The following is a 26,580-nucleotide window of genomic DNA, read 5'->3' as shown; positions in this document are numbered from 1 at the left end:
GCCGCGCGCCGCAGGCTTTCCACGCGCGCGGCGCCCGCGTCCGGCATCTCGTGCGCGGCCTGCAGCTGCTGCAAGGCGTCGCCGCAGGCCGGCGACTTCAATGGATCCTCATGCTGGCCGTAGGCGGCGCATGCCAGCGGCAGAAGCAGGCAGGACAGGGCGATGGACAGGGAAGGCGCAGGTGGCATGCGAATTGGAGCTTCAACGGGCACGACAGTTCTGGACCGGTCGCGGATTCGTCCGACACCGCGGCCGTGCAGCGCCGCCTAAGCTGGCTGCATGACATTGAACAAGGGCAGGGATGCCAACAGTCCCAGCCGCGCCAAGAGCGGCGATGCGCCGACGCAGTCGGTGCCGGTCACGCCGGACCACTGCGAGAACAGCGCCAGCACCATCGTGGAGGCGCCACTGCCCCGCCAGCCCGACCTCTTGGTCGCGCACGATTTTCCGGATGGCGGCGGCAGCGGCGGTGCTGAAACCTTCAGCCGCAAGCGGCTGCGCAAAAAGCCCAGCGGTGGCTGAGTCCCGGCACCGTTGCGCTGCCGTCTCGGCGTCAGCGCGGGCGCTCGGCGGAATCGCGGGTGTTGCCGTCGCTGTTGCCGGTTTCGGCGTCCTTGTCCTTCAGCAGGCCGGCTTGGTTGATGCCGCGGCCGGGCGGGCTTCGTCGCTGCTCTCTCCGGCGCCAATGTCTTCCTGCAGCGGCAGATCGGATTCCACGTCGGGCAGATGCACGTCGCCGGTCTTCTTCGTCTTGCCAAGGGGAGAGGGCATGCGGAACTCCTTTGCGGGTTGGGATGCGTTCAATCTACGCCGCCGCATCCCGGCACTCTGTAGGATGAGGCCGCTGGCATGAAGATCGCCACCTACAACGTCAACGGCATCAAGTCCCGCCTGCCCAACCTGCTGGCTTGGCTGGCCCGCGAGCAGCCCGACGTGGCCTGCCTGCAGGAGCTGAAAGCCGAAGACGGCAGCTTTCCGCGGGCGCAGCTGGAAGAGGCGGGCTACGGCGCGCTGTGGAAGGGGCAGCGCTCGTGGAACGGCGTGGCGATCCTGGCGCGCGGGACCGATCCGGTGCCGGTGCGCAACGAGTTGCCGGGCGACCCGTCGGACGACCAGAGCCGCTACCTCGAAGCCGCGGTCAACGGGCTGGTGGTGGCCTGCCTGTACCTGCCTAACGGCAACCCGCAGCCGGGCCCGAAGTTCGCGTACAAGCTGGCCTGGTTCGAGCGGCTGATCACGCATGCCGATGGCCTCTACGGCAGCGGCCATCCGGTGCTGATGTGCGGCGACTTCAACGTGGTGCCGACCGATTTCGACATCTACAACCCGCGCTCCTGGAAAAAAGACGCGCTGCTGCAGCCCGAAAGCCGCGCCTGCTGGGAGCGCCTGCTGGCGCAGGGCTGGGTGGATGCGCTGCGCCACCAGCATCCCGACGAAGCGGTGTTCACGTTCTGGGACTATTTCCGCCAGCACTGGGAGCACAACTCCGGCCTGCGCATCGACCACCTGCTGCTCAATCGTCCGCTCGCGCCCTGCCTGGTGGCGTCGGGCGTGGACAGGTGGGTGCGCGGCGAGACCAAGGCGAGCGACCACGCGCCGACCTGGGTGACGCTCGACCTCGCGCGCCTGAAGAAGAAGGCACCGGCCCGGAAAACGCCGGCGCGTTCCGCTAGGCAAATTCCCTAGAGGCCCCTGCCGTTTTGCCTAGCGCACGGCGGTGCGCGGCATGGTTTCATCAGGTCACCATTCCGGACACAACCGAGGGGACCCGAGATGCAATACCGCACAAGCCCGCCCAGCGCCGTACCCGCAGCCGTGCCAGCACCCAGGAAGCCGCGCCTGCTGGTGGTCGACGACATGCCGGACAACCTGTTCCTGATGAACGGCCTGCTGGAGGACCGCTACGAGATCGTGCAGGCGCCCTCGGGCAAGGACGCGTTGCGCGAGGCCATGTCGGAAAGCCCGCCCGACATGGTGCTGCTGGACATCATGATGCCGGACATGGACGGCTACGAGGTGCTGCGCCGCATCCGCCAGCACCCGCCCACGGCGCACATCCCGGTGATCTTCGTGACGGCGCTGGCCTCGCAGCACGACGAGCGGCTCGGGCGCGACCTGGGCGCGATCGACTACCTCACCAAGCCGGTGGACCCGCAGCAGGTGATCGACCGCGTGGAGGCGCATGTGCGCAGGACGCTGCACACGCGGCGCATGGAAGAACTCTCGGAGAAGATGGCGCGCCAGCTCTCGCCCGAAGCGTGGCAGCGGCTGTTCCATGGGGAAGACCTGCCGTCGATTCGCTTCGAGGAAAAGAATCTCACGCTGATGCTGGCCGAGACGCCGCCGCTGGACGCCTGGAGCGAGCGCGACTGCGACAGCTTCACCGCCGAAGTGGAGTGGCTGGTGACGCGCCACCTGGGCGAGTTCGACCGCTTCGTGTTCGGCGCCACGGTGGCCTTCTTCGAGAGCCCGATCGCCTGCGTGCGTGCCGCCATGGACCTGCAGCGAAGCGCCGTCGAGCTGCGCATGCACATCGGCGTGCACAGCGGCGACGCGGTGCTGGCCCATTTCCGCAGCGAAGGCTTCGAGCACCAGGTGGTGCTCGGCCCGGTGGTGGAAGCGGTGGCCAAGGTGGCGGGCACGGCCGCCACCGGCAGCATCATGATTTCGCCGCAGACCTACCTGCTGGTGCAAAACGACATCCAGGGCGACATCACGAACTGCTTGGTGACCGAGGAGTTCCACGACTCCGACATCGCGCAGGCCTGCATCACCCCGATGCCGGTAACCGACATGAGCACCTTCGCCGGGCTGGGCTGGAGCCACTGAACGGGGCGCGGCGCTTCAGCCGCTGAAGCCGCCTTCGTCGAGGAAGCGCTGCTCCTCCACCGTGGTGGCGCGCCCCAGCAGCGCATTGCGGTGCGGAAAGCGCCCGAAGCGCTGGACCAGGTCGCGGTGGTGCAAGGTGAACCGGCGCGTGTCCTCGTCCAGCGTGCGGGAGAGCTCCACGCTGCGCGCGTGGTCGGCCGAATCTTCCGAATGCGTGAACGGCAGGCAGAAAAAGCCCTGCAGCTCCGGATCGACCGCCGTGTGGTGGCCCTGTGCCACCGCCGCGCGCGCGACCTCGCGGGCTTTCGGATCGGTTGCGTACATGCGGGCCGTGCCGCGGAAGGCGTTGCGCGGAAACTGGTCCAGCAGGATCAGCAGCGCCAGGCTGCCTTCGGCGCTGCCGCCCCAGCCGTCCAGCGCGCCGCCGGCCGCGGCTTCGTGCGCGGCCAGGAAGCGGTTGCGGAAATCGGCATCGAAGGCCTCGTCCTTGCGGAACCAGCGTTCGCGGCCGGCGGCGCGCCAGAAATCGACCACCTCGCGGGCGGAGGGAAGGGCTTGCGTCGCGGATTGCATGCGCCGGATTGTGCCGGCTCAGCCGTCCTCGCCCATGCTGCTGGGAAGATCGTCGGCCGTGCCGACCATGGTCTTCTTGCGGCGCGAGGCCAGCAGCTGCAGCAGGTGTTCGTTGAAGGTGGCCACGTCCGACGGCTTGCGGCTGCAGACCCAGTTGCCGTCGACTACGATGGCTTCGTCCAGCCACTGCCCGCCCGCGGTGCCGACCTCGTCACGCAGCGTGGAAGGACCGGTGATGCGGCGGCCGTGCGCCAGGCCAGCGGCCAGCAGCAGCGTCACGCCGTGGCACAGCGCGCCGATGGGCTTGCCGTCCGCGTCCATCGCTTTCACGAAGGCCTGCGCCACCGGGCTGGCGCGCAATCGGTCGGCGTTCTGGCGGCCGCCGGGCAGGAGCACGGCGTCGTAGGCCTCGGGATCGGCCTTGTCGAGCGCCATGTCCACGTCGAAGTCGTCGGCAGCCTGCTCGTAGCGCAGGCCCTGGATGCGGCCCGTGGCAAGCGACAGCAGCCGGGTTTCCACGCCCTGTGCCTGCAGCGCTTCGCGCGGGCCGGTCAGCTCGGCTTGTTCGAAACCGTTGGCGGCGAGGATGGCGACGGTGAGGCCGCCCAGAAGATGTTGCGGTGGTTCGCGCATTGTGTTGACTCCCTGTCTGCGCACGGTAGGGTTCGGCGCTCGGCGGTGGTGTAGGCGCACAGCCCGCGGGGGCTGCGCCGTGCGCCTACCGACCGGCCCCGCGCGCGCTGCCACAGTGCTGCGACAAGGATATACAGCTATGACCAGCAACACCAGCATCGGGCCCGGCCCTCAGGGCGGCGGCAACGAAGACCACGGCAATGCCGATGGCCTGGGCAACAAGACCTTGGGCGAGCACGCCATGCCCGAACCCGAGGTCGGCAACGACGTGACTGCAACCGACTTCACGGCGGGCGTGCCCGGCGCACAGGCCAAGCCGGCGCCCAAGCAGGACCGCTGAGCTGCGGCTGAACCGGGAAGCTTCCCACGCGTGCGGACTGCCGCGTCCTACGCGTTTGGCTCAGCCGCCTGGCAATGATCGGCTTGTTTCAATGCAGCAGGAGTAGCCGATGATCGACCGTGCCACCTTCTTTCGTACCCTGGCGGCCACCGTGCTGCTGGGCACCGGCCTGGGATTGGCCGGATGCGGCCAGTTCGGCGGCACCTCACCGCGCAGCGAGTTCTACGACGCGAAGCTCGAGGGCGCGCAGGAGGTGCCCCCCGCGGCGACCGCCGGCAGCGGCCAGGTGGAGCTTCAGTTCAACGAAAAGACCTCCATCGCGCGCTGGAAGATTGCCCACGCGGGCCTGAGCGGCCCGGTCACCGCCGGCCACATCCACGGGCCTGCGGGGCCGGGGCAGAACGCCGGCGTGCAGGTCCCGTTCGCCGGGAACCTCAATGCCGTACCGCTGCAGGGCGAAGCCAAGCTCTCGCCGCAGCAGGCCAACGAGCTGATGTCGGGCCTGTGGTACGTGAACCTGCACACGGCCAAATATCCCAACGGGGAAGTGCGGGGCCAGCTGCGCGTGCGGCACTGAAACCAGGCGGAACTTAGAATGCAGGGCCGGGTCTGATCCGGCCCTACATGAACGCACCTCTCGACGTCTCCTTTTTCCAGCGCGCCGCCAAGCCGATCACCAGCTACCGCAAGTTCTGGGCGCATCGCTTCGGCCCTGCGCCGTTCCTGCCCATGAGCAGGGCCGAGATGGACAAGCTCGGCTGGGACAGCTGCGACATCGTGCTGGTCACGGGCGACGCCTATGTGGACCATCCCAGCTTCGGCATGGCGGTGATCGGCCGCGCCCTGGAGGCGCAGGGGTTCCGTGTCGGCATCATCGCGCAGCCCGACTGGCAGAGCGCCGAGCCGTTCAAGGCGCTGGGCAAGCCGAACCTGTTCTGGGGCGTGACCGCCGGCAACATGGATTCGATGATCAACCGCTACACGGCGGACCGCAAGGTGCGCAGCGACGACGCCTACACGCCGGGCGATGTGGCCGGCAAGCGGCCCGACCGTGCGGCCATCGTCTACAGCCAGCGCTGCCGCGAGGCGTTCAAGGACGTGCCGATCGTGCTGGGCGGCATCGAAGGCAGCCTGCGGCGCATCGCGCACTACGACTACTGGTCGGACAAGGTGCGCCACAGCATCGTCCTGGACGCCAAGTGCGACATCCTGCTGTACGGCAATGCCGAGCGTGCCATTGTGGAAATCGCGCACCGACTAGCCGCGCGCGAGCCGGTGGAGAACATCACAGACGTGCGCGGCACGGCCTTCATGCGGCGCAGTGCGCCCGAAGACTGGTTCGAGATCGACTCCACTCAAGTCGACATGCCCGGCCGCGTCGACGAGATCGTCAATCCGTACATGACGATTTCCGAGCAGGCCAAGGCGCAGGGCGAGACCTGCATGAAGGAAGAGGGCACGCAGCCCGTCAGCTTCCTGGCCAACCCCGCCCTCAAGGCCAAGCTCAAGGTCCCGCCGCGTGACCGCAGCGTGATCCGCCTGCCGGCCTATGACGCGGTGAAGTCCGACCCGGTGCTCTACGCCCATGCCAACCGCGTGCTGCACCTGGAAACCAATCCCGGCAACGCGCGCGCGCTGGTGCAGGCGCACGGCGTGCGCGACGTGTGGCTGAACCCGCCGCCGATCCCGCTGACCACCGCGGAGATGGACTACGTGTTCGGATTGCCGTATGCGAGGGCGCCGCACCCGGCGTACGGGGAGGCGAAGATTCCCGCGTGGGAGATGATCCGCTTCTCGGTGAACATCATGCGCGGCTGCTTCGGCGGCTGCACCTTCTGCTCGATCACCGAGCACGAGGGCCGCATCATCCAGAGCCGCAGCGAGGACTCCATCATCCGCGAGGTCGAGGAGATCCGCGACAAGGTCAAGGGCTTCACCGGCGTGGTGTCGGATCTGGGCGGACCCACGGCCAACATGTACCGCATCGGCTGCAAGAGCCCGGAGATCGAGGCGGCCTGCCGCAAGCCGAGCTGCGTGTATCCCGGCATCTGCCAGAACCTGAACACCGACCACGCGCCGCTGGTAAAGCTGTACCGCCGAGCCCGCGCCTTGAAGGGCGTGAAGAAGATCCTGATCGGCTCGGGCCTGCGCTACGACCTGGCGGTGGAATCACCCGAGTACGTGAAGGAGCTGGTGCAGCACCACGTGGGCGGCTACCTCAAGATCGCGCCCGAGCACACCGAGGGCGGCCCGCTGTCGAAGATGATGAAGCCGGGCATCGGCACCTATGACCGCTTCAAGCAGATGTTCGAGAAATACTCGAAGGAAGCGGGCAAGGAGCAGTACCTCATTCCGTACTTCATCGCGGCGCACCCCGGCACCAGCGACGAGGACATGATGAATCTGGCGCTGTGGTTGAAGCGCAATGGCTTTCGCGCCGACCAGGTGCAGACCTTCTACCCGAGCCCGATGGCCACGGCCACCGCCATGTACCACTCGGGCCGCAACCCGCTGCGCAAGATCGGCCGCGCCAGCGAGCCGGTGGACGTGGTCAAGGGCGACCGGCGCCGCCGCCTGCACAAGGCCTTCCTGCGCTACCACGACCCCAACAACTGGCCGGTGCTGCGCGACGCGCTGAAGGCGATGGGCCGCGCCGACCTGATCGGCAACGGCAAGCACCACCTGATCCCCACCTTCCAGCCGGTGATGGACGGCAGCTATGCCAGCCCGCGCCGCAAGAACTCGACGCCCGGCCAGCCGCAAAAGGGCCGCCTGCTGACGCAACACACCGGCCTGCCGCCGCGCAAGGCGCGATAGCTTTTATGCCATCGTTCCTGCGGGGCGTCATCGCGTCTTTTCTGCTGGCGGTCAACACGCTGTTCTGGTGCACGCTGCTGCTGGCCATGGCGGTGGTGAAGCTGGTGCTGCCGTTCGTGCCGGTGCGCAAGCGCGTGGACGTGGTGCTCAACGCCATCGCCACCGCGTGGATCGCCTGCAACAGCGGCTGGATGCGCCTTACGCAGCGCACGCAATGGGACGTGCAGGGCGTGGACGAACTGCGCTACGACGGCTGGTATTTGGTGAATTGCAACCACCAGTCCTGGGCCGACATCTTCGTGCTGCAGCACCTGCTGAACCGCCGCATCCCGATGCTGAAGTTCTTTCTCAAGCAGCAGTTGATCTACGTACCGGTGATTGGCCTGGCCTGGTGGGCGCTGGACTTCGCGTTCATGCGGCGGCACGACAAGGCATCGCTGCGCAAGAATCCCGAAAAGCGCGCGCAGGACCTGGAAACCGCGCGCCGCGCCTGCGAAAAATTCGCGCTGGTACCCACCAGCGTGATGAACTTCGCCGAAGGCACGCGCTTCACCGCGGCCAAGCACCGGCACCAGGGTTCGCCGTACCGGCATCTGCTGAAGCCCAAGGCCGGCGCTCTGGCGCTGGCGCTCAACGCCATGGGCGGCAAGTTCCAGTCGCTGGTGGACGTGACCATCGTCTACCCGGCGGGCGCGCCCGACTTCTGGCAGTTCCTGTGCGGCAAGGCGCCGCGCATTGTGGTGCGCATCCGCCAGTTGCCCATTCCGCCGGAGTTCGGCGCGGCCGACTACACCGTGGACCCGAACTTCCGCATTCGCTTCCAGGCCTGGCTGGGCGCGCTGTGGGAGGACAAGGACCAGCAGATCGGCGCGTTGCTGGGCGAAGGCGGCACTCGGGAACCGGCGCCTGAACGTTCCGCAGCGTCAGCCTAGCGGCGATTTCCTGTCTAGCCCGGACGCGAGCTGGGCTGCTTCTCATGCCGCTCACGCCATCGTGTGCAGCGGCAGGTCTTTCTCCACCGCCAGGCGGTCCAGCTGCTCGCGCGTCATCGCGGCGAGAAAGCGCGCAACCGCCTCGTGCGTCGAGGGGGCGAACATCGCTTTCGCGTTACTGGCCTCGATGCCCGCAGCGGCGCACAGCGCCGTGGCGAAATGCGGCTCCAGCGCGGCGATGGCCACGCGCCCGTCCTTGCACGGATACACCCTGTAGCCCGCGTGCGCGCCGCCCACCGCGCCGGCGGGCTGCGTGATGCCCCAGCGGCGCGGCATGGCCAGGTAGCTGGCTGCCTCCGACAGCGCGACTTCGGTGTACACGCCCTGCGGGTGCGTCTCGCCGGTGCCGGCATAGCGCTCCAGCCGGCGCAGCGCGGCTTGCAGGATGGCCTCGCTCGCCATCAGCGAGCCGCCCATGTCGGCATACAGCGTGGCCGGCAGTTCCAGGCCCGGTACCAGCCCGTTGTCGGCAAGGTAGGTGAGGTCGTGCCCCGGCTCCTCGGCCCGCGCGCCCGGCGCGCCGACGATGGCCACGTGGCTGAGTTCCGGATGGCGCGTGTGCAGCTCCTTCCAGCCCAGGCCCAGCTTGCTGACGGCCGAGGGACGGAACGAGGTGAGCAGCACGTCGGTCCTCGCCAGCTGTGCGTGCAGCGCCTTCTGGCCGGCCTCGGTCTTCAGGTCCACCTGCTTCACCTGCACGCCTTCGCTCAGTTCCTCGTACGCGGCGGGGCTGTACCAGGCCATCGGGTCGCCGGCGGGCGGCTCGAACTTGACGCACGCGGCGCCCATGCGGCGGCAGCGCATCAGCGCGGCGGGGCCGGGCAGGTTGAGGGCGAGGCTGAGGATGCGGATGCCGTGGAGCACGGGGGTGGAAGCAGGCATGGCGGATGTCGCGCGCAGGGTTTGTGCAAGACTAGCAGACAACTTTCCTGCCAACGGCAAGCACTCAATGGACGCGAATCTCGACGCGCTGCAGGCCTGGACCGGCCGCAGCGAAACCCTGGACGACACCGTGGCGGCCACGCCGCTGCGCCTGATGCGCGCGCTGATGGACCTGCCGCCCGACGACACGGCGGCCGAAGTGCCGCCGCTGTGGCACTGGCTGTACTTCCTGCCCGGCGCGCGGCAGTCGGAGATCGGCGACGACGGCCATCCGCGGCGTGGCGGCTTCCTGCCGCCGGTGCCGCTGCCGCGCCGCATGTGGGCCGGTGGCCAGCTGGAATTCTTCGCGCCGCTGCGGGTGGGCGACGCGATCCGCCGCACCTCCACCATCGACGACGTGGAGGTGAAGACCGGACGCACCGGCACGCTGTGCTTCGTGCGCGTGCGCCATGAGGTGAGTGGTCCGCAGGGGCTGGCGCTGCGCGAGTTCCACGACATCGTCTACCGCGACGCGCCGGCGGCGGGTGCAGCCGTGCCGCAGTACGCGGCCGCGCCCGAAGGCGAGTTCACGCAGACCGTTGTGCCCGACGACGTGCTGCTGTTCCGCTATTCCGCGCTCACCTTCAACGGCCACCGCATCCACTACGACCGGCGCTACGTGACGCAGGTGGAGGGTTATCCGGGCCTGATCGTGCACGGGCCGCTGATGGCGACGCTGCTCGCGGGTCTGGCGATGCGCAAATTCGCCGGCCGCACCGCCGCACGGTTTTCATTCCGTGCGCTCAAGCCGGTGTTCGATCTGCATCCGTTCGACGTGTGCGGCAAGCTGGATGGGGCGGATGCATGCGAGCTGTGGATCCGGGACCATGCCGGAGACAAAGCGATGGCAGCGCATATGGAGTTTCGTTGAAGGCGATCGGCCGATCTCGAATCACCGTTCGGATTGAGCTGTCCACCGTTCGGGCTGAGCTTGTCGAAGCCCAGCCCGTGAATGCCCTTCGACAAGCTCAGGGCGAACGGGGGCGGCCCTACAGCGGCAGACCCACGTAGTTCTCCGCAATCGTTTTGGACCCCGCTTCGCTGTGCACCAGGTAATCCAGCTCTGCTTCCTGCAGCTTCTGCGCGATCTCGCCTTCGTCCGGAAAGCGGTGCATGAGGCTGGTGAACCACCACGAAAACCGTTCGGCTTTCCATACGCGGCGCAGGCAGCGGTCGGAGTACGTGTCCAGCGCGCTGTCGCTGCGCTCGGCGTAGTGCTCGATCAGCGCGCCTGACAGGTACTTCACGTCCGTAGCGGCCAGGTTCAGGCCCTTGGCGCCGGTGGGCGGCACGATGTGCGCCGCGTCGCCGGCCAGGAACATGCGGCCGAAGCGCATGGGCTCGGCGACGAAGCTGCGCAGCGGCGCGATGCTCTTTTCGATGCTCGCGCCGGTCACCAGCACCTGGCGCGCCGCGGGGTCCAGGCGCTGGCGCAGCTCGTCCCAGAACGCATCGTCGGACCAGTTCTCCACCTTCTCCGTCAGCGGCACCTGCAGGTAGTAGCGGCTGCGCGTGTGGCTGCGCATCGAGCACAGCGCGAAGCCGCGCGAGCTGTTCGCGTAGATCAACTCGTCGTGCACCGGCGGCGTGTCCGACAGCAGCCCCAGCCAGCCGAAGGGGTAGACCTTCTCGTATTCGTGCAGCGCCGTGCGCGGCACGCTGGCGCGGCACACGCCGTGGAAGCCGTCGCAGCCGGCGATGAAATCGCAGTCGATGGTGTGCGTGGTGCCGTCCTTCTCGTAGGTCACGCGCGGCGTCTCGGTGTCGAAGCCGTGCACCTGCACATTGGCGGCCTCGTACACCGTGGGCAGGCCCTCGGCAGCGCGCGCCTCCATCAGGTCGCGCGTCAGCTCTGTCTGGCCGTAGACCATCACGTTCTTGCCGCCGGTCAGCGCGTGGATGTCGATGCGGTGGCGCTCGCCCTTGAACAGCAGGTCGATGCCGCCGTGCACGATGCCTTCGCGGTGCATGCGCGCGCCCACGCCGGCCTCGTCCATCAGGTCGATGCTGACCTGCTCCAGGATGCCGGCGCGGATGCGGCCGAGCACGTAGTCGCCGCTCTGGCGTTCCACGATGACGGTGTCGATGCCGGCCTTGTGCAGCAGCTGTCCGAGCAGCAGGCCCGAGGGGCCGGCGCCGACGATGGCGACCTGGGTGCGCATGATGTCGAGTCTCCTTGGCACCAGCTTAAGAGCGCCGGCGCGCCGCGCGAAGGCCGCGCGCACGGCTGTGTGCGATGATCGCGAGGCTTGCGCGATCACCGCGCAAGCGCCTGCCCACCATGACCATCGCTCCCGCGGATTTCATTGCCGGCATGGCCAAGGGCCTGGCCGTGCTGGAGAGCTTCGACACCGAGCGGCAGCGCCTGAACGCCACGCTGGCATCGCAGCGTGCCGGCATCACGCGCGCCGCTGCCCGCCGGCACATGCTGACGCTGGCGCACCTGGGCTACCTGGAAACCGACGGCAGCTATTTCTGGCTGTCGCCCAAGGTGCTGCGCTTTTCCGGCAGCTACCTGGCGTCGGCGCGGCTGCCGCGCGTGGCGCAGCCCACGCTGAACCGCCTGGCGGCGCAGACGGCCGAGTCGTTTTCCGCCGTGGTGCTCGACGGCGACCAGGGCGTGATCGTCGCGCGCAGCGGCTCCACCCGCGTGCTGGCCTACGGGCTGCACCTGGGCGCGCGGCTTCCGGCCCACGCCACCTCCACCGGCCGCGTGCTGCTGGCCGCGCAGAGCAAGAGCGCGTTCAACGCCTGGATGAAGGGCCGCGCGCTGCCGCGGCTGACGGCGCACACCACGGTCGATCCGGCGAAGTTCCGCGCGCTGATCGAGCAGGTGCGCACGCGCGACCACTGCTTCGCCAGCGAGGAACACGAGCTGGGCGTCGGCGCGCTGGCGGTGCCGCTTCGCAACATGCAGGGCCACACAGTGGCGGCGCTCAACGTGGCGGCGGCGGCGCACCGGGTGGACGCGCGCACGATGGAGCGCGACTTCCTGCCCCTGCTGCTGGACGCCGCGCGCGAGCTGCGGCCGCTGCTGTAGCGCGTGCCGGGAACTTCGGACGGCAGAGTTTGCCAAACCCACGACAATTCCTGTGGCAAGAATCTTGGAGAAGAAATGGTTTTGAGCTGGTTGGATGCCGCGCCGCGGCGCGTGCTGGGGGCAATCGCAGTCGTCTGCGTGGCCATGCTGGCGTTCGGCCTGTACCTGCAGCACGTGGTGGGCCTGGAGCCGTGCCCGATGTGCATCGTGCAGCGCTACGCCCTGATCGGCGTCGCGGTCATCGCGGCGCTGGGTGCCGCCGGCGGCCGGCGCGGCGCGCATGGTGCGGCCGGCGTGGCGATGCTGGTGACGGCGCTGTTCGGCGGCTTCGTCGCAGCGCGGCAAAGCTGGCTGCAGTGGCATCCGCCCGAGATCGTGTCCTGCGGGCGCGACTTCTACGGAATGATCGAGAACTTCCCGCTCAAGCGCGCCATTCCCATGATCTTCCGCGGCAGCGGCGACTGCACCAAGATCGACTGGACTTTCCTCGGCCTGTCCATCGCCAACTGGTCGTTCCTGGCGTTCTGCGCCTTCGCCGTCGCCGGGCTGCTGCTCGCCATGCGCGCGCTGCGCGGCCCGCGCCTGGACATTGCGGGCACGGCACGGGCCTGATCAGGCCGAGTTGCGCCGCCACAGCAGCAGCGAGCCGGCCAGCGCCAGCAGCGCGCCGCCGCAGACGCGGTCGATCCAGCGGGCGGCCGCCTTCCTGAGCAGTTGCGCCGCGCGCGCGCCGGCCAGCGCATAGCCGAACATCACCGCGAAATCCAGCAGCGCGAACACGACGGCGATGCTGAGGTATTGCGGCAGCTGCGGCGCGGCGGGGTCGATGAACTGCGGCAGCAGCGCCGAGCAGAACAGGTAGCCCTTGGGGTTGGTGACCGCCACCAGGAACGACTTCATGAAGATGGCGCGGCCGCCTGCGGGCGGCGCGTCGCCGCTGACGCCCGGCATCTCGAAGCCGCCCTTGGAACGCAGCATGCGAATGCCCAGCCAGGCCAGGTAGGCCGCGCCCACGTACTTGAGCACGCTGAACCAGAATTCGGAGGCGGCGAGCAGGGCGCCCAGCCCCAGCGCCACCGCGCCCACCAGCACGAAGTCCGACACCAGCGCGCCGAACATGCCCGGCACGGAACGGCGCAGCCCGTAGCGCGAGCCGTTTGCCAGCGCCAGCAGCACGGTGGGCCCGGGCGTGGCGATCGAGACGAAGGCGACCAGGGAAAACAGCAGCAAGGTGGTGGTGTTCATGGTGCCGCGGATTGTGCCGGCATGCGCGCCGGCGCGCTTGAACGAAATTGTGGCCGGCTCAGGCCGCCGCCGCTTCGCTGGACAGCTGCTGGCGCAGCGCCTTGCCCATGGCGTTGCGCGGGATTTGCGCCACCTGCACGATGCGCGCGGGTGCCCGCGATTGCAGGCGCGCACGCGCCGCGTCCAGCAGCGCGGCCGCATCGAAGGCGGGGCCGGGCACCACCGCTGCCCAGATCTCGTCCGGGCGGCCGGGTTGCCGGCGCGCGAAGGTGGCGGCCTCGCGCACACCGGGCTGCCTGAGCAGGAAGTCGTCAACTGTCGCGGGATTGATTTTGACGCCGCCGAGATTGATTATCTCGTCCATGCGGCCGCGCAACAGCAGCAGTCCGTCGGCGCGCAGAAGACCCAGGTCGCCCGGAACGAACCAGCCGTCGCGGAACGCCGCGGCTGTGGCGTCGTCGTCGCCGAGGTAGCCTTGCACCATGTGCGGCGTGCGGATCTGCACGAGGCCTTCGGCGTCGAACCCCAGCGGCACGCCGGCGTCGTCCACGATGCGCACGTCCACGCCCGGCATGACGTAGCCGGCTGCGTCAGGATGTGCGTGCAGCAGCGCACCGGGCGCCTGCGCCACCAGGCCGGCCTCGGTGGAGCCGTACACGCCCATGACGTTGGGGCACAGGACGGTGCGCGCCGTCAGCAGCAGGGTGTTCGGGATGGCCGCGCCGCCGATCTCGATGCGTTCCAGGTTCGCGAAGTGCATCGGCCGGCCGGCCACCAGGTCCAGCAGCCCCTGCAACTGTTGCGGCGACAGGCGCAGCGTGCGTACGCCGTACAAGCTGAGGGCGCGCAGGATCGTCTGCGACTGCATCGCCTGCACCAGCGTCGTGCCGTGCCACAGGGCCGATTGCATGATCCCGTAGCCACCGATGGTGCCCAGCCCCATGGCCGACACGGCGGGTCCCTGGCTGATCGGCTGCAGCATCAGCGAGTGGATCGCCAGGCTTTCCAGCGCACTGCCCGTGAAGCCCATGATCTTGGGTGCTCCGGTGGTGCCCGAGGAAGTGAAATAGCGCTGCATCGCCTGCGGATTCTGGAAACCCTGCGCCGCGGGCAGCAGCGTGCCTTGCGGGGACGCCATGTCGCCGATCCAGCCGGCACTCACCTCGATCACGCGCGCGCCGGGCACGAACGGCAGCGCGCTGTCGGCCAGCAGGGCATCGATCTTCAGGCCGGGCGGGACCGGCTGGAGGTCCGCGGGCGCTGACGTGGAGGCAACGCCCGTGGCCATGGCCGCCAGCATCAGCGACAGGTGCATGAAGGGCTCGCGCAGGAACAGCGCGGTGGTCATGCCGGGCGCGAGGCCCTCGGAGCGCAGGCGTGCGGACAGCGCAGTCACGATGTGGGCCAGTTGCAGGTAGTTCACCGCGCCCGTCGCGTGGATGACGGCCACGTCATAGGGCCGCACCCGGGCGTGGTGGCGGATTGCGTCGATCAAATTCATGGGTGGTGCCCGCCGGCGAAACGCGGCAAGAAGGAGGTCGGAGATTTCAAGGTACCAGCTTCTTCACGAACACCATGCTGCGCCGGTCCCAGTTGTACTTGCGCTTGCGCGCCTCGGGCAGCCAGTCGGGGTCGACCTGCACGAAGCCCCGTTTGAGGAACCAGTGCATGGTGCGGGTGGTGAGCACGAAGATGCTGTCCAGCCCCATGCCGCGGGCGCGCTGTTCGATGCGCTTGAGGATTTTTTCGCCGTCGCCCTGGCCCTGGCTTTGCGGCGACGCGGTCAGCGCCGCCATCTCGCCGGTCCTGCCTTCCGGGTAGGGGTAGAGCGCGGCGCAGGCGAAGATCACGCCGTCGTGCTCGATGATGCTGTAGTTGGCGACGTCGCGCTCGATCTCGGTGCGGTCGCGCTTGACCAGGGTGCCGTCGCGCTCGAACGGTTCGATCAGCTGGATGATGCCGGCCACGTCGTCGGCGGTGGCTTCGCGCAGCTCCTCCAGCTTCTCGTCGATCACCATGGTGCCGATGCCGTCGTGCACGTACACCTCCAGCAGCAGCGATCCGTCGGTGGCGAACGGGATGATGTGGCTGCGCTCCACGCCGGCCTTGCAGGCCTTCACGCAGTGCTGCAGGTAGAACGCGGTGTCCACCGGATGCTGCGGGCTGGGCAGGGTGGCCAGCAGGCGCTCGGCGGCGTCCAGCGGCAGCTCGGTGTCGATCGGGTTGTCCTCGCCCTCGGGCTCCTGCGGCTTCGCGCGGATGCCGGGGATCTCCGTCAGGAACACCAGCTTGTCGGCCTGCAGCGCGATCGCCACGCTGGTGGCGACTTCTTCCATCGTGAGGTTGAAGGCTTCGCCGGTGGGCGAGAAGCCGAACGGCGAGATCAGCACCATGGCGCCGAACTCCAGGCTGCGCACGATGCCGGCCACGTCGATCTTGCGCACCAGGCCCGAGTGCTGGAAGTCCACGCCGTCGACGATGCCGACCGGCCGCGCGGTGATGAAGTTGCCCGAGATCACGCGCATCTTCGAGCCGGCCATGGGCGTGTTGGGCAGGCCCTGGCTGAACGCCGCCTCGATCTCGTAGCGCAGCTGGCCGGCGGCTTCCTGCGCGCAGTCCAGCGCCACCCCGTCGGTGATGCGCATGCCGTGCGAATAGCGCGCCTGGTGGCCCTTGGCCTGCAGCTGCTCGTTGACCTGCGGGCGAAAGCCGTGCACCAGCACGACCTTGACGCCCATGCTCTGGATCAGCGCAATGTCCTGCGCGATGTGCTGCAGCTTGCCGGCCGCGATGGCCTCGCCCGCCACGGCCACCACGAAGGTCTTGCCCCGGTGCATGTGGATGTAGGGCGCCACCGAGCGGAACCAGGGCACGAAAGTGAAGTTGAAGACTGCGGACATGCGGGCGGTGAAAGAGGTGCGCCCGAGTTTAAGGGAGGAGGGAGGGCCCCGGACTTTCCGTTATCGTCGCGCCATGGACACGCTGGCCGCCGGTTTCCGAGGTGCGCGACCTGCAGCGCCTGGTGCACCTAGCGCGCCAGGTGCACGAGCGGCTGGTGCGCCCCGTGTCGCTCAGCACCAGCCGCAAGGTGGCCGACCTGGACACCGGCGGCACCGCCTGGGTGGCCGAGGCCGGTGTCGGCGTGCTGGCCGCCAGCACGCGGGTGCGGCCCTCGCAGGCGGTGGCGACGGCGCGCGACATGGCGCGCACCGCCTGGACTTATCCCAGCCGCCTGGCCTGGTACGACCAGGCGGCCGGCGAGATCGCGGAGCTGCCGGCGCAGGCCACGGTGTAGAGCACCGATAATCACGGGCTTTGCCCCCCGCATCCGGTGCCTGATCCTGCCTTGCTGAACATCACCTTTCCCGAAGCGTTGCCGGTCTCTGGCCGGCGCGAGGAGATCATGGCCGCGATGGCGGCGCACCAGGTGGTGATCGTCTGCGGCGAAACCGGCTCGGGCAAGACCACGCAGCTGCCGAAGATCGCGCTCGCCATGGGGCGCGGCAAGCTCAACGCCCCGGACGGCCGCGGCAAGATGATCGGCCACACCCAGCCGCGCCGCATCGCCGCGTCGAGCGTGGCCAAGCGCATCGCCGAGGAGCTGAAAACGCCGCTGGGCGAAGTGGTGGGCTACAAGGTGCGCTTCACCGACCGGCTGTCGCGCGGCGCCTCGGTCAAGCTGATGACCGACGGCATCCTGCTGGCCGAGACCCAATCCGACCCGCTGCTGTCGGCCTACGACACGCTGATCATCGATGAGGCGCACGAGCGCAGCCTCAACATCGACTTCCTGCTGGGCTACCTGCGCCAGCTGCTGCCGCGCCGGCCCGACCTGAAGGTGGTCGTCACCTCGGCCACCATCGACGCCGAGCGCTTTGCCCAGCACTTCGCCTCGGCCAAGGGACCGGCGCCGGTGCTGTACGTGTCGGGCCGCATGTTCCCGGTGGAGCAGCGCTGGCACCCGTTCGAGGAGTCGCGCGACTACGGCCTGAACGAGGCCATCGCCGACGCGGTGGACGAACTCTGGGCCGGCAACGCGGCTGGCGACATCCTGGTGTTCCTGCCGGGCGAGCGCGAGATCCGCGAGGCCGCGGACCATCTGCGCAAGCACCTGTCGCACGACGTGCTCAAGCGCAATGCCGAGGTGGTGCCGCTGTTCGCGCGGCTGTCGCAGGCCGAGCAGGACCGCGTGTTCGACGCGCACCCGGACCGGCGCATCGTGCTGGCCACCAACGTGGCGGAAACCTCGCTCACCGTACCGGGCATCCGCTACGTGGTGGATGCCGGCACGGCGCGCGTGAAGCGCTACAGCTTTCGCAGCAAGGTGGAGCAGCTGCTGGTCGAGTCCGTCAGCCAGGCCGCGGCCAACCAGCGGGCCGGGCGCTGCGGGCGCGTGGCCAACGGCATCTGCATCCGCCTGTACGACGAGAAGGATTTCGCCGGGCGTCCGCGCTTCACCGACCCCGAGGTGCTGCGCTCGTCGCTGGCCGGCGTGATCCTGCGCATGAAGTCGCTGCGCCTGGGCACGGTGGAGGAGTTCCCGTTCATCGACCCGCCGTCGCGCCGCGCCATCGCCGACGGCTACCAGCTGCTGGCCGAACTGGGCGCGGTGAACGACGACAACGAGCTCACGCCCACGGGCCACGAACTGGCGCGGCTGCCGCTGGATCCGCGCGTCGGCCGCATGATCATCGAGGCGCGCGAGCGCGGCGCTCTGCACGAGGTGCTGGTGATCGCGTCGGCGCTGTCGGTGCAGGACGTGCGCGACCGCCCGATGGAGATGCAAGCCCAGGCCGACCAGCAGCACGCGAAGTTCGACGACGAGAAGAGCGAGTTCTCGGGGTACCTGCGGCTGTGGAACTGGCTGGATGAAGCGCGGGGCGGGGCTTCGACAGGCTCAGCCCGAACGGAGGCCGCGGGCACCCACTCCGTTCGCCCGGGCACGCACCCCGCTCACCCTGAGCTTGTCGAAGGGCCCAGACACAAGCTCTCCAACCGCCAGTACGAACAGCTGCTGCGCCAGAGCTTTGTCAATGTGCGCCGGGTGCGCGAATGGCGCGACATCCACACGCAGCTGCATGCCGTGGCGGCCGAGCACAAGTGGCGGCTGAACACGCAGCCGGCCGGCTACGAGGCGCTGCACAAGTCCATGCTGGCGGGGCTGCTCGGCAACATCGGCACGAAGCTGGAAGACGAGGAGGTGTACCTCGGCGCGCGCGGCATCAAGTTCTACCGCCACCCGGGCGCGCACCTGAAAAAGCGGCCCGGCCGCTGGGTGGTGTGCGCCGAGCTGGTGGAGACCACACGGCTGTTCGGCCGCGGCATCGCCAACATCGAGCCGCAGTGGATCGAGGAGGTCGCGGAACATCTGCTGAAAAAGCAGCTGCTCGACCCGCACTGGGAAAAGAAGGCCGCCGAGGTGATGGCACTGGAGCGCGCCACGCTGTACGGCCTGGTGGTCTACAGCGGGCGGCGCGTGCCGTTCGCGCGGGCCGACCTGCCGGGCGCGCGCGAGATTTTCATCCGCGAAGGCCTGGTCGCCGGGCTGTGGGAAACCAAGCTGCCGTTCCTGGCCGCCAACCTGAAACTGGTCAAGCAGGTGCAGGAGCTGGAACACAAGGCGCGCCGGCAGGACGTGCTGGTGGACGAGGAGCTGATCTACGCCTACTACGACCAGCAGATCCCCAAGGACGTGTACGGCGGCGCCACCTTCGAGCGCTGGTACCGGGACGGCAGCCGCGCCAACCCGCTGCTGCTGAAACTCTCGCGCGACGAGCTGATGCGCCACGAGGCCTCCGGCATCACGACAGACACATTCCCCAAGACGCTGAAGCTGGGCGGCGTGGACTGCTCCGTGACCTACCTGCACGAACCGGGCGACGCGCGCGACGGGCTGACCGTGACGGTGCCGATCTTCGTGCTGAACCAGGTGAGCGAGGAGCGCGCCGAATGGCTGGTGCCCGGCATGCTGAAGGACAAGATCCAGGCGCTGCTGAAAAGCCTGCCGCAAAAGCCCCGCTCGCGCTTCGTGCCGCTGCCGGAGTCGGCGCTGCGCCTGGCCAGCCAGCTGAGCGAACCGGAACAGTGGACGCGCGGGTCCCTGACCGACGCCATGCTCAAGCAGGTGCGCGACGCCACCAGCCTGGATGTGAAGCGCACCGACTTCAAGCTGGACATGGTGCCGGCGCACCTGTTCATGAATTTCCGCGTGGTCGACGAGCACGGGCGGCAGCTGGGCATGGGGCGCAACCTCGGCGCGCTGAAGGCGGAGCTGGGGGCGCAGGCACGCGGTGCGTTCCAGGCGCTGGCGGGGGTGAAGGGCAGGGAGAGCCCTCACCCCGGCCCTCTCCCGCAGGCGGGAGAGGGAGGAAATGCAAGACTCCCTCTCCCCTCCGGGGAGAGGGCAGGGGTGAGGGGTGCCACGCAATCTGGCGCCGCCACCACCCCCGACCAGCGCTACACCGCCTGGACCTTCGGCGAGCTCCCCGAGCTGATGGAGATCCGCAAGGGCGGCACCAGCCTGATCGGCTTTCCGGCGCTGATCGACCAGAACGATGCGGTGGCGATCGAGGTGTTCGACGAGCCCGATGTGGCGGCGGCGAAGCACCGCGCCGGCCTGCGGCGCCTCTTCGCGCTGCAGCTGAAGGACGCGCTCAAGTACCTGGAAAAGAACATCCCCGACCTGCAGAAGATGGCGGTGGCCTACATGCCGCTGGGCACGCAGGAGGAGCTGCGCGAGCAGATCATCGAGGTGGCGCTGGACCGCGCCTTCCTGCTCGACCCGCTGCCGGCGAACGAAGCCGCCTTCAAAAAGCGGGTGGATGAAGGGCGCGGGCGGCTCACGCTCATTGCCAACGAGGTGGCGCGCCTGGCCTCGACCATCTTGGTCGACTACGCCGCCGCCGCGCGCAAGATCAAGGACACCAGGAACCATTCGGAGGCGACCGCCGACGCCGTGCAGCAGCTGCAGCGCCTGGCGCCCAAGCGCTTCCTGGCCGCGACGCACTGGCCGCGACTGCAGCACTTGCCGCGCTACCTGAAGGCGATCACCCTGCGGCTGGACAAGCTGCGCACCGATGCCGCGCGCGACGCGGCGCGGCTGATCGAGCTCAAACCGCAGGAGCAGCGCTACTGGCGCCTGGTGGCCGAGCGCAAGGGCGCGGTGGACGAGCGCATGGAAGACCTGCGCTGGCTGCTGGAAGAGCTGCGCGTGAGCTTCTTCGCGCAGGAGCTGAAAACGCCGCAGCCGGTGAGCGTCAAGCGCATCGACAAGCTCTGGAGCCAGCTCAACAGCTGATCGTTCGCAAGGCTTGCATGAGGCCCTTCCTACTCATACGCAACTTTGGGTTGCGGTGAAAAGCCGAATGACAGCATGGATGGGCTTGGGTACCGTGCGCTGCACCTACCCCGGCGAGGCATTCCTTTTGGATCGACGCAGTTTCATCGAATCATGTGGCATCAAGGCCGCGGCCTGCGTGCCTGCGCTGACGGCGGCCTCCGCGCTCGGGGCGCACGCCAACCCCAAGGCCTATGCCCGCGTGCTGCTGGTGGACGAGCAAGGCCAGCCGCTGCGGGCCGGCGCGCTCAAGCCGCAGACCAACTACGTCTTCCACTACCCCTACGAAGCCACGCCGGTGTTCCTGCTGGACCTGGGCAAGCCCGCGTCACCCCAGACGCTCAGCACGCGCAGCCGCGAAGCCTATGCGTGGCCCGGCGGGGTGGGCGCCAAGCGCAGCGTGGTCGCCTTCAGCGCGATCTGCACCCACCAGTTGGCGTACCCGACGCGCGAGGTGAGCTTCATCAGCTTTCGCAAGACGCGGGCGCAGCGCGGCGTGCAGGACAACCTGATCCACTGCTGCGCGGAGCACAGCCAGTACGATCCCTCGCGCGGGGCCGAGGTGCTGTCCGGTCCGGCGCCGCAGCCGTTGTGCGCCGTGCTGCTCGCGTACGAAACCAAGGCCGACACGCTCACCGCCTACGGCACGCTCGGCAGCGAGCTGTTCGACGCGTTCTTCCTGAAGTACGAGGTGAAACTCGGCCTGGACGCCGGGCCGAAGGCGAAGAACGCCGTGACGGGGCAAGCAGTCGTGCGCGAACTCGACAACTTTTGCCGCAACGCCATCCAATGCTGAGCGCGGGCCTCAGAGCCTGGCGAGCCGCTGCAGCGCCTGGTTGAGCGTGTCTTCCTTTTTGGCGAAGCAAAAGCGCACCACGCGCTGGTCGAAGCCGTTGCCGTAGAAGGCCGACAGCGGAATCGCGGCGACGCCGATCTCGCTGGTGAGCCACTTGCAGAAATCTTCCTCGGGGAGCTCGCTCACGTCCGAGATGTCCACGCACTGGAAGAAGCTGCCCTCGCTGGGCAGCAGTTTGAAGCGGGTGCGCGCCAGGCCGGTGCGAAACAGGTCGCGCTTGCGCTGGTAGAACTGCGGCAGCTGCAGGTACAGCGATGCATCGGCCATGTGCGCCGCCAGGCCGTGCTGCACCGGCGTGTTGACGGTGAACACGTTGAACTGGTGCACCTTGCGGAATTCGGCCATCAGCGAAGCGGGCGCGGCCACGTAGCCGACCTTCCAGCCGGTGACGTGGTAGGTCTTGCCGAAGCTGGAGACGATGAAGGAGCGCGCCGCCAGTGCCGGAAAGCGCGCCACGCTCTGGTGCGGCTGGCCGTCGAACACCATGTGCTCGTACACCTCGTCGGCGATCACCAGCACCTCGGTGGGCGCCAGCAGCTCCTGCAGGCGCAGCATGTCTTGCTTCGACCAGACGGTGGCGCTCGGGTTGTGCGGCGTGTTGACCAGGATGGCGCGGGTGCGCGGCGTGATGGCGGCGGCGATCCGGTCGAAGTCGGGCCGGAAGGTGCGCGGTGTGAGCGGCACGCGCACCACGGTGCCTCCGGCCAGCTCGATGTTGGGCACGTAGCTGTCGTAGCACGGCTCCAGCACGATCACCTCGTCGCCCGGGCGCACCACCGCCAGGATGGCGGTGATGATGGCCTGCGTGGCACCTGCGGTGATGGTGAGCTCGCTGTACGGATCGTAGGTCCGCCCGTACATGGCTTGCATCTTGGCGGAGATGGCCTCGCGCAGCGCCGGCACGCCGGCCATCGGCGGGTACTGGTTCAAGCCCTTTGTCATGGCGGCCGTCACCGCCTGCACCAGCATCGGGTCGCAGTCGAAGTCCGGGAAGCCCTGGCCCAGGTTGACCGCGCCTTTTTCGGCGGCCAGGGCCGACATCACGGAAAAGATGGTGGTGCCCACGGCGGGCAGCTTGGTCTGCAGGACGGGCGTGCGTTCGGTGGTCGTGCTCATGGTCTCAGGCCCGCGGCGGGCTCACATGTCGTAGTCGGTGCCGCCGCCGGCCATCGCCTTGGCGATCAGGTTGCGGTCCAGCCGGTCGGACAGCAGTTCGGCGAAGCGGAAGACGAAGTGGCGCAGGTAGGCGCCGCGCTTGAAGGCCACCCGCGCGAGGTTGGTCCCGAGCAGCGCGCCCAGCGGCCGCGCCACCAGGTCGGTGTTGGGGTCGTCGCGCACGGCCATTTCGGCCACGATGCCGATGCCCAGCCCCAGGCGCACATAGGTCTTGATGACGTCCGAGTCGATCGCCTCCAGCGCGATGCGCGGCTGCAGCTTGCGCTGCGCGAAGGCCTGGTCGATGCGGGTGCGGCCGGTGTAGGAAGGGTGGTAGGTGATCAGCGGCTCGCCGGCGATGTCCTCCAGCGTCACCCGCTCCTTGCGTGCCAGCGGGTGGTCGGGCGGCAGCACCAGCACGTGTTCCCACTCGTAGCAGGGCAGCGTGACCAGGTCCGGGAAGTCCAGCAGCGACTCGGTGGCGATGCCGATCTCGGCGACTTCGTCCATCACCATGCGCGCCACGTCGCCGGGCGAGCCCTGGTGCAGGCTGACGTTGACCTTGGGGTAGGCGGCACGCAGCTTGGTCACCGGAATCGGCAGCACGTAGCGCGCCTGGGTGTGGGTGGTGGCGATGGACAGCGTGCCGCTGTCCTGGGCGCTGAACTGCTCGCCGATGCGCTTGAGGTTGCCCACCTCGCGCATGATGAGCTCGATGCTTTTCAGCACATGCTGGCCGGGCTCGGTCACGCGCTTGAGCCGCTTGCCGTGGCGGGCGAAGATCTCAACCCCGAGCTCCTCTTCCAGCTCGATGATCGCCTTGGAGACGCCGGGCTGCGAGGTGTGCAGCGACTTGGCGGCTTCGGTCAGGTTCAGGTTACGCCGCACCGCTTCCTGGACGAAGCGGAACTGGTGCAGGTTCATGCCGGATTTCTTCTAAAGGAGGCGATCATTATGCCTGCACGGCTCAGTCCGCGGCAATCCTCACCAGGGTGCTGACGAGGTCCGGATGCTCGCCCACCGGAGGCCGCAGGTCGAAGCGGATGCGCGGATACTGCTGCCGCAGCGCCTCGACCAATTTGGGCAGATCTTCGCGCGCGTGCCGGCCCATGCCCAGGAACATGGGCAGCAGGGCGATGTCGGTGGCGCCGGCCTGCGCCAACCCGGCCACCGCCGTCGGCAGGTCGGGTGGTTCCAGCTCCAGGTAGGCGCAGCGCACCAGCAGATCCGGCCGCTCCTGGGCCACGCGCGCGGCCACGCCTTCGATCGGCAGCCGCCACAGCGGATCGCGCGAACCGTGGCCGAACAGGACGATCGCCTTGCTGCCCATCACCGCCTCAGCACCAGCCAGCCGAAGGCGCCCAGCGACAGGAAGGTGTAGATCAGGCCGGGTGAAGCGGCCGTCAGCCATGGCATCCAGTTGCGGATGTTGCCGATGTAGCCGAACACGTTGTTCAGCATGAAAAAGCTGATGCCCACCAGCACGCCGCCGAACACGTAGGTGGTGATGCCGCCGGAGCGGAAATGCAGGTAGGCGAAGGGCAGGGCCAGCACCACCATCACCATGCAGCTGAGCGGATAGAACACCTTGCGCCAGAACTCGATTTCGTAGCGCTGCGAAGTCTGCCCGTTGGCTTCCAGGTGGCGGATGTACTGGAACAGGTCGATGGTGCCCATGCGGTCGGGCTTGAGCAGGGCCACCGACACCATTTCCGCGGAGATGTCGGTCGGCCAGCGCAGCTGCGGCGATGCGGTGCGCTCCACGTGCGCCTGGCCCTTGGCGCCGGGCGCGGCGAACTCGCGCCGCTCGGCCTGCTGCAGCAGCCAGCCGCCTTCCTCGAAACGGGCCCGCTGCGCCTGCGTGATGGAGATCAGGAAGCCGCGCGAGTCGGCCTCGAAGATGCGCACGCCCTGCATGTTGCCGTCGGGCGTGAGCGCGTTGACGTTGACGCTGTAGGAGCTGTAGGCCTGCCGCTCCTTCAGCCAGGCGCCGGTCTGCCCCAGGCTGATGCGGCCTTCCAGCCGCGCCTTCAGCAGCTGCGCGGTGCGGTCCGCCACCGGCGCCACATAGTCGCCGGCGGCGAAGGTGAGCAGGGTGAACATCAGCCCCAGCACCAGCAGCGTGCGCAGCGCCCGCCAGGGCCCCAGCCCGCTGGTGCGCAGAATGGTGTATTCCGAACTCTGCGCAAGCCGCGCCATCACGAAGATGGTGCCGATCAGCACCGCGATGGGCATCAGCTCGTACAGGTGGCTGGGCACCAGCAGGCCCACGAACACCAGCGCCTGCGTCAGCCGGTAGGGGCTCACGCCCTTGCCCACGTTGGGCAGCTCGTCGACGAAATCGAAGAAGAAGAACAGCGCCAGGAAGCCGATGGCGACGAACAGCACCGCCAGGGCGACTTCCTTGTAGATCAGCCGGCGGATGGTCCTCATGCGCGCTCCCCGCGCCGGCCGCGGGCGAAGAGGGTGCGCAGGTGCCAGTTGTTGTGCTGCTTGCCAAGCCAGAACGCGCCGGCCAGGAATACCCCGCCGTGCAGCAGCAGCATGAAGCGCACGAACTCCGAGCGGCCGCTGCCGATCCAGCTCTGGCCCAGGTTCAGCAGGTTGTAGTAGACGACGAAGGCGAACAGGGCGAACACCAGGTTGCCGCTGCGCCCGGCGCGCGGGTTGACGCTGGACACCGTGACGGCGAGCATCACGAAGTTGAAAGCCGCCAGCGCCAGGCCCAGGCGCCAGGCCAGCTCGCCCTGGTTCACCGGCGTCGGCTCGCGCAGCAGCCGCAGGGTCGAGCGGGTGCGGCTCGGGCTGTCGTCGGCGCCGCCCAGCGCGCTGCCGCTCACGCGGCTGCCGTACTGCTCGAACTCGCTGATCTTCATGGTCTGGTCGGCCAGCACGGTCTCCAGCCGCTGGCCGTTCGACAGCACCAGGAACTGGCTGTCGCCCATGGTCTCCACGCGGCCGGCGCGCGCCGAGGTCACGGTCTCCTTGCCGTGCTCGCTGGTGGAGATGAAGATGTTCTTGCCCGACTTGTTGTCCGGCGTGTCCTTGTCCAGGAAGAACACGCGCCGGCCGCTGCGCGATTCCTGGAACTGCCCCGGCGCCACGCGCTCCAGGTCGCCGCGGCGGCCGTAGCGGTCCTTCAGTTCCTGCGCCTGCTGGTTGGCCCAGGGCCAGGCCACCGTGGCCAGCAGCGCGATGGCCAGCAGCACCGGCCAGGCAAAGCCGAACAGCGGCTTCAGGAACGCCGACAGGCCGCGCCCGGCGGAAAACCAGATCACCATTTCGCTGTCGCGGTACATGCGCGACAGCGTGCCGACGATGGCCGCGAACAGGCTCAACGTGAGGATGGGCGGCAGGTAGCCGAGCACGGTGTAGCCCATCACCATCATCACTTCCTGCGGGTTCACGCTGCCGCGGCTGGCCTGGCCGAGCGTGCGGATCAGGGTCATGGTCATGACGATGGTGACCAGCACCACCAGGGTCGCACCGAAGCTGCGGGCCAGCTCCTTGCGTAGGGACGAATGGAATAACATCGGCTGCGAGATGCGCGCCATGCGCGAAAAACGAGAATTATGGACTTCGAACTCAAGACCCTCGAACTGGCCGGCGCGGCCGCCGAAAAGTGCGACGTTCTGGTCGTGCTCGTGACCGAATCGTTCAAGCCCGGCAAGGACGCGCTGTCGCGACTGGTCGGCGCGGCGCTCGCCGCCAAGGACCTGGAAACCAAGCCCGGACGGCTGCTGCACTCCTACCGCAGCGAAGGCGTGGCCGCGCCGCGGCTGGTGCTGGCCGGCGCGGGCGACGGCTCGGGCAAGCGCGTGCAGGCCGCGGTTGCCGCAGCGG

At 68.5% G+C, this 26,580-nt stretch carries 28 protein-coding genes and 1 pseudogene; 14 read left to right on the top strand and 15 right to left on the bottom strand.

Annotated features, from left to right (window positions below):
* Nucleotides 1-188: hypothetical protein (locus H0U68_RS09995; RefSeq protein WP_296355106.1), on the bottom strand; the 188-nt coding region annotated here is incomplete at its 3' end.
* A gap of 91 nt (nucleotides 189-279) precedes the next feature.
* On the opposite strand from H0U68_RS09995, the gene H0U68_RS09990 reads away from it, so the two are divergent.
* A complete protein-coding gene (locus tag H0U68_RS09990) occupies nucleotides 280-522 on the top strand; it encodes a hypothetical protein (RefSeq protein ID WP_296355104.1) in 243 nt (80 codons plus the stop codon).
* A gap of 99 nt (nucleotides 523-621) precedes the next feature.
* Here H0U68_RS09990 and H0U68_RS09985 read toward each other — a convergent pair whose 3' ends face one another.
* Nucleotides 622-771 carry a hypothetical protein gene (locus H0U68_RS09985; protein WP_296355102.1) on the bottom strand — a complete coding sequence of 50 codons (150 nt, stop codon included), beginning with the start codon at nucleotides 769-771 and terminating at the stop codon, nucleotides 622-624.
* Nucleotides 772-849: 78 nt separating this feature from the next.
* Here H0U68_RS09985 and xth point away from each other — a divergent pair, with 78 nt between their 5' ends.
* Entirely contained in the window at nucleotides 850-1,686 is an 837-nt protein-coding gene (gene xth / locus H0U68_RS09980; protein WP_296355100.1) for an exodeoxyribonuclease III, read from the top strand.
* Here xth and H0U68_RS24375 read toward each other — a convergent pair.
* Nucleotides 1,683-1,859, bottom strand: a complete 177-nt coding sequence (locus H0U68_RS24375; protein WP_365731277.1) for a twin-arginine translocation signal domain-containing protein — start codon at nucleotides 1,857-1,859, stop codon at nucleotides 1,683-1,685. The genes xth and H0U68_RS24375 overlap by 4 nt on opposite strands.
* On the opposite strand from H0U68_RS24375, the gene H0U68_RS09975 reads away from it, so the two are divergent.
* A complete protein-coding gene (locus tag H0U68_RS09975; protein ID WP_296355099.1) occupies nucleotides 1,774-2,829 on the top strand; it encodes a response regulator in 1,056 nt (351 codons plus the stop codon). The genes H0U68_RS24375 and H0U68_RS09975 overlap by 86 nt on opposite strands.
* Nucleotides 2,830-2,844: 15 nt before the next feature.
* Here the strand turns inward: H0U68_RS09975 and H0U68_RS09970 are convergent, their stop codons facing one another.
* Together H0U68_RS09970 and H0U68_RS09965 are read right to left on the bottom strand one after the other, a co-directional pair.
* Nucleotides 2,845-3,402 carry a DUF924 family protein gene (locus H0U68_RS09970; RefSeq protein WP_296355097.1) on the bottom strand — a complete coding sequence of 186 codons (558 nt, stop codon included), beginning with the start codon at nucleotides 3,400-3,402 and terminating at the stop codon, nucleotides 2,845-2,847.
* Between the two features lie 18 nt (nucleotides 3,403-3,420).
* Nucleotides 3,421-4,035, bottom strand: coding sequence for a DJ-1/PfpI family protein (locus H0U68_RS09965; RefSeq protein ID WP_296355095.1), 615 nt, complete (start codon nucleotides 4,033-4,035; stop codon nucleotides 3,421-3,423).
* Nucleotides 4,036-4,174: 139 nt separating this feature from the next.
* Between H0U68_RS09965 and H0U68_RS09960 the strand changes: the two genes are divergently transcribed.
* The 4 genes from H0U68_RS09960 (at nucleotide 4,175) to H0U68_RS09945 (ending at nucleotide 8,124) form a co-directional block, all read left to right on the top strand.
* Complete coding sequence (locus tag H0U68_RS09960) at nucleotides 4,175-4,375, top strand: hypothetical protein (protein WP_296355093.1); 201 nt, start codon at nucleotides 4,175-4,177, stop codon at nucleotides 4,373-4,375.
* A gap of 109 nt (nucleotides 4,376-4,484) precedes the next feature.
* Nucleotides 4,485-4,952 carry a CHRD domain-containing protein gene (locus H0U68_RS09955; protein WP_296355091.1) on the top strand — a complete coding sequence of 156 codons (468 nt, stop codon included), beginning with the start codon at nucleotides 4,485-4,487 and terminating at the stop codon, nucleotides 4,950-4,952.
* Nucleotides 4,953-4,999: 47 nt separating this feature from the next.
* Entirely contained in the window at nucleotides 5,000-7,192 is a 2,193-nt protein-coding gene (locus H0U68_RS09950; RefSeq protein WP_296355089.1) for a YgiQ family radical SAM protein, read from the top strand.
* 5 nt (nucleotides 7,193-7,197) lie between these two features.
* Nucleotides 7,198-8,124, top strand: a complete 927-nt coding sequence (locus H0U68_RS09945; RefSeq protein ID WP_296355086.1) for an acyltransferase — start codon at nucleotides 7,198-7,200, stop codon at nucleotides 8,122-8,124.
* A 51-nt stretch (nucleotides 8,125-8,175) separates the two neighbouring features.
* On the opposite strand, the gene H0U68_RS09940 is transcribed toward H0U68_RS09945, so the two are convergent.
* Nucleotides 8,176-9,066, bottom strand: a complete 891-nt coding sequence (locus tag H0U68_RS09940) for a CoA transferase (RefSeq protein WP_296355085.1) — start codon at nucleotides 9,064-9,066, stop codon at nucleotides 8,176-8,178.
* A 67-nt stretch (nucleotides 9,067-9,133) separates the two neighbouring features.
* On the opposite strand from H0U68_RS09940, the gene H0U68_RS09935 reads away from it, so the two are divergent.
* Nucleotides 9,134-9,976, top strand: a complete 843-nt coding sequence (locus H0U68_RS09935) for a MaoC family dehydratase N-terminal domain-containing protein (RefSeq protein WP_296355084.1) — start codon at nucleotides 9,134-9,136, stop codon at nucleotides 9,974-9,976.
* Nucleotides 9,977-10,094: 118 nt separating this feature from the next.
* Here the strand turns inward: H0U68_RS09935 and pobA are convergent, their stop codons facing one another.
* Complete coding sequence (gene pobA, locus H0U68_RS09930) at nucleotides 10,095-11,267, bottom strand: 4-hydroxybenzoate 3-monooxygenase (RefSeq protein ID WP_296355081.1); 1,173 nt, start codon at nucleotides 11,265-11,267, stop codon at nucleotides 10,095-10,097.
* A gap of 119 nt (nucleotides 11,268-11,386) precedes the next feature.
* Between pobA and H0U68_RS09925 the strand changes: the two genes are divergently transcribed.
* Complete coding sequence (locus H0U68_RS09925) at nucleotides 11,387-12,145, top strand: IclR family transcriptional regulator C-terminal domain-containing protein (RefSeq protein WP_296355079.1); 759 nt, start codon at nucleotides 11,387-11,389, stop codon at nucleotides 12,143-12,145.
* A gap of 75 nt (nucleotides 12,146-12,220) precedes the next feature.
* Entirely contained in the window at nucleotides 12,221-12,757 is a 537-nt protein-coding gene (locus H0U68_RS09920; protein ID WP_296355077.1) for a disulfide bond formation protein B, read from the top strand.
* On the opposite strand, the gene H0U68_RS09915 is transcribed toward H0U68_RS09920, so the two are convergent.
* Genes H0U68_RS09915 through argA form a run of 3 tightly spaced genes read right to left on the bottom strand, consistent with a single transcriptional unit; the run spans nucleotide 12,758 to nucleotide 16,290 of the window.
* Nucleotides 12,758-13,390, bottom strand: a complete 633-nt coding sequence (locus H0U68_RS09915) for a LysE family translocator (RefSeq protein ID WP_296355075.1) — start codon at nucleotides 13,388-13,390, stop codon at nucleotides 12,758-12,760.
* Nucleotides 13,391-13,448: 58 nt separating this feature from the next.
* Entirely contained in the window at nucleotides 13,449-14,891 is a 1,443-nt protein-coding gene (locus tag H0U68_RS09910) for a fatty acid--CoA ligase family protein (protein WP_296355073.1), read from the bottom strand.
* A gap of 46 nt (nucleotides 14,892-14,937) precedes the next feature.
* Complete coding sequence (argA, locus tag H0U68_RS09905; RefSeq protein ID WP_296355071.1) at nucleotides 14,938-16,290, bottom strand: amino-acid N-acetyltransferase; 1,353 nt, start codon at nucleotides 16,288-16,290, stop codon at nucleotides 14,938-14,940.
* Nucleotides 16,291-16,391: 101 nt separating this feature from the next.
* Between argA and H0U68_RS09900 the strand changes: the two genes are divergently transcribed.
* From H0U68_RS09900 to H0U68_RS09890, 3 genes are all read left to right on the top strand, one after another.
* Complete coding sequence (locus H0U68_RS09900; RefSeq protein ID WP_296355070.1) at nucleotides 16,392-16,685, top strand: hypothetical protein; 294 nt, start codon at nucleotides 16,392-16,394, stop codon at nucleotides 16,683-16,685.
* 60 nt (nucleotides 16,686-16,745) lie between these two features.
* Nucleotides 16,746-20,687, top strand: coding sequence for an ATP-dependent RNA helicase HrpA (gene hrpA, locus H0U68_RS09895; RefSeq protein ID WP_296355111.1), 3,942 nt, complete (start codon nucleotides 16,746-16,748; stop codon nucleotides 20,685-20,687).
* A gap of 67 nt (nucleotides 20,688-20,754) precedes the next feature.
* The gene (locus H0U68_RS09890) at nucleotides 20,755-21,522 is read left to right on the top strand and encodes a Rieske 2Fe-2S domain-containing protein (protein ID WP_296355067.1); all 768 of its coding nucleotides are present in this window, start codon (nucleotides 20,755-20,757) and stop codon (nucleotides 21,520-21,522) included.
* Between the two features lie 9 nt (nucleotides 21,523-21,531).
* On the opposite strand, the gene H0U68_RS09885 is transcribed toward H0U68_RS09890, so the two are convergent.
* Genes H0U68_RS09885 through lptF form a run of 5 tightly spaced genes read right to left on the bottom strand, consistent with a single transcriptional unit; the run spans nucleotide 21,532 to nucleotide 26,270 of the window.
* Complete coding sequence (locus tag H0U68_RS09885; RefSeq protein WP_296355066.1) at nucleotides 21,532-22,698, bottom strand: pyridoxal phosphate-dependent aminotransferase; 1,167 nt, start codon at nucleotides 22,696-22,698, stop codon at nucleotides 21,532-21,534.
* A 21-nt stretch (nucleotides 22,699-22,719) separates the two neighbouring features.
* Nucleotides 22,720-23,661, bottom strand: coding sequence for a CysB family HTH-type transcriptional regulator (locus H0U68_RS09880; protein ID WP_296355064.1), 942 nt, complete (start codon nucleotides 23,659-23,661; stop codon nucleotides 22,720-22,722).
* A gap of 43 nt (nucleotides 23,662-23,704) precedes the next feature.
* Entirely contained in the window at nucleotides 23,705-24,067 is a 363-nt protein-coding gene (locus tag H0U68_RS09875) for a CbiX/SirB N-terminal domain-containing protein (protein WP_296355109.1), read from the bottom strand.
* Nucleotides 24,067-25,170: an LPS export ABC transporter permease LptG gene (lptG, locus tag H0U68_RS09870; RefSeq protein ID WP_296355062.1), complete on the bottom strand. Its 1,104-nt coding sequence runs from the start codon at nucleotides 25,168-25,170 to the stop codon at nucleotides 24,067-24,069. The genes H0U68_RS09875 and lptG overlap by 1 nt, the downstream gene beginning before the upstream one ends.
* Complete coding sequence (lptF, locus tag H0U68_RS09865) at nucleotides 25,167-26,270, bottom strand: LPS export ABC transporter permease LptF (RefSeq protein ID WP_296355108.1); 1,104 nt, start codon at nucleotides 26,268-26,270, stop codon at nucleotides 25,167-25,169. Before lptF ends, lptG begins: the two co-directional genes overlap by 4 nt.
* A gap of 39 nt (nucleotides 26,271-26,309) precedes the next feature.
* Between lptF and H0U68_RS09860 the strand changes: the two are divergent.
* A pseudogene (locus H0U68_RS09860) lies at nucleotides 26,310-26,580 on the top strand (leucyl aminopeptidase); the annotation flags it as partial.

It is taken from the genome of Ramlibacter sp., from assembly GCF_013697775.1.
In the GTDB taxonomy this organism is placed as follows: Bacteria; Pseudomonadota; Gammaproteobacteria; order Burkholderiales; family Burkholderiaceae_C; genus Ramlibacter.
The sequence above is the reverse complement of the archived record's forward strand: the minus strand, read 5'-3'. Positions and strand labels throughout refer to the sequence as shown.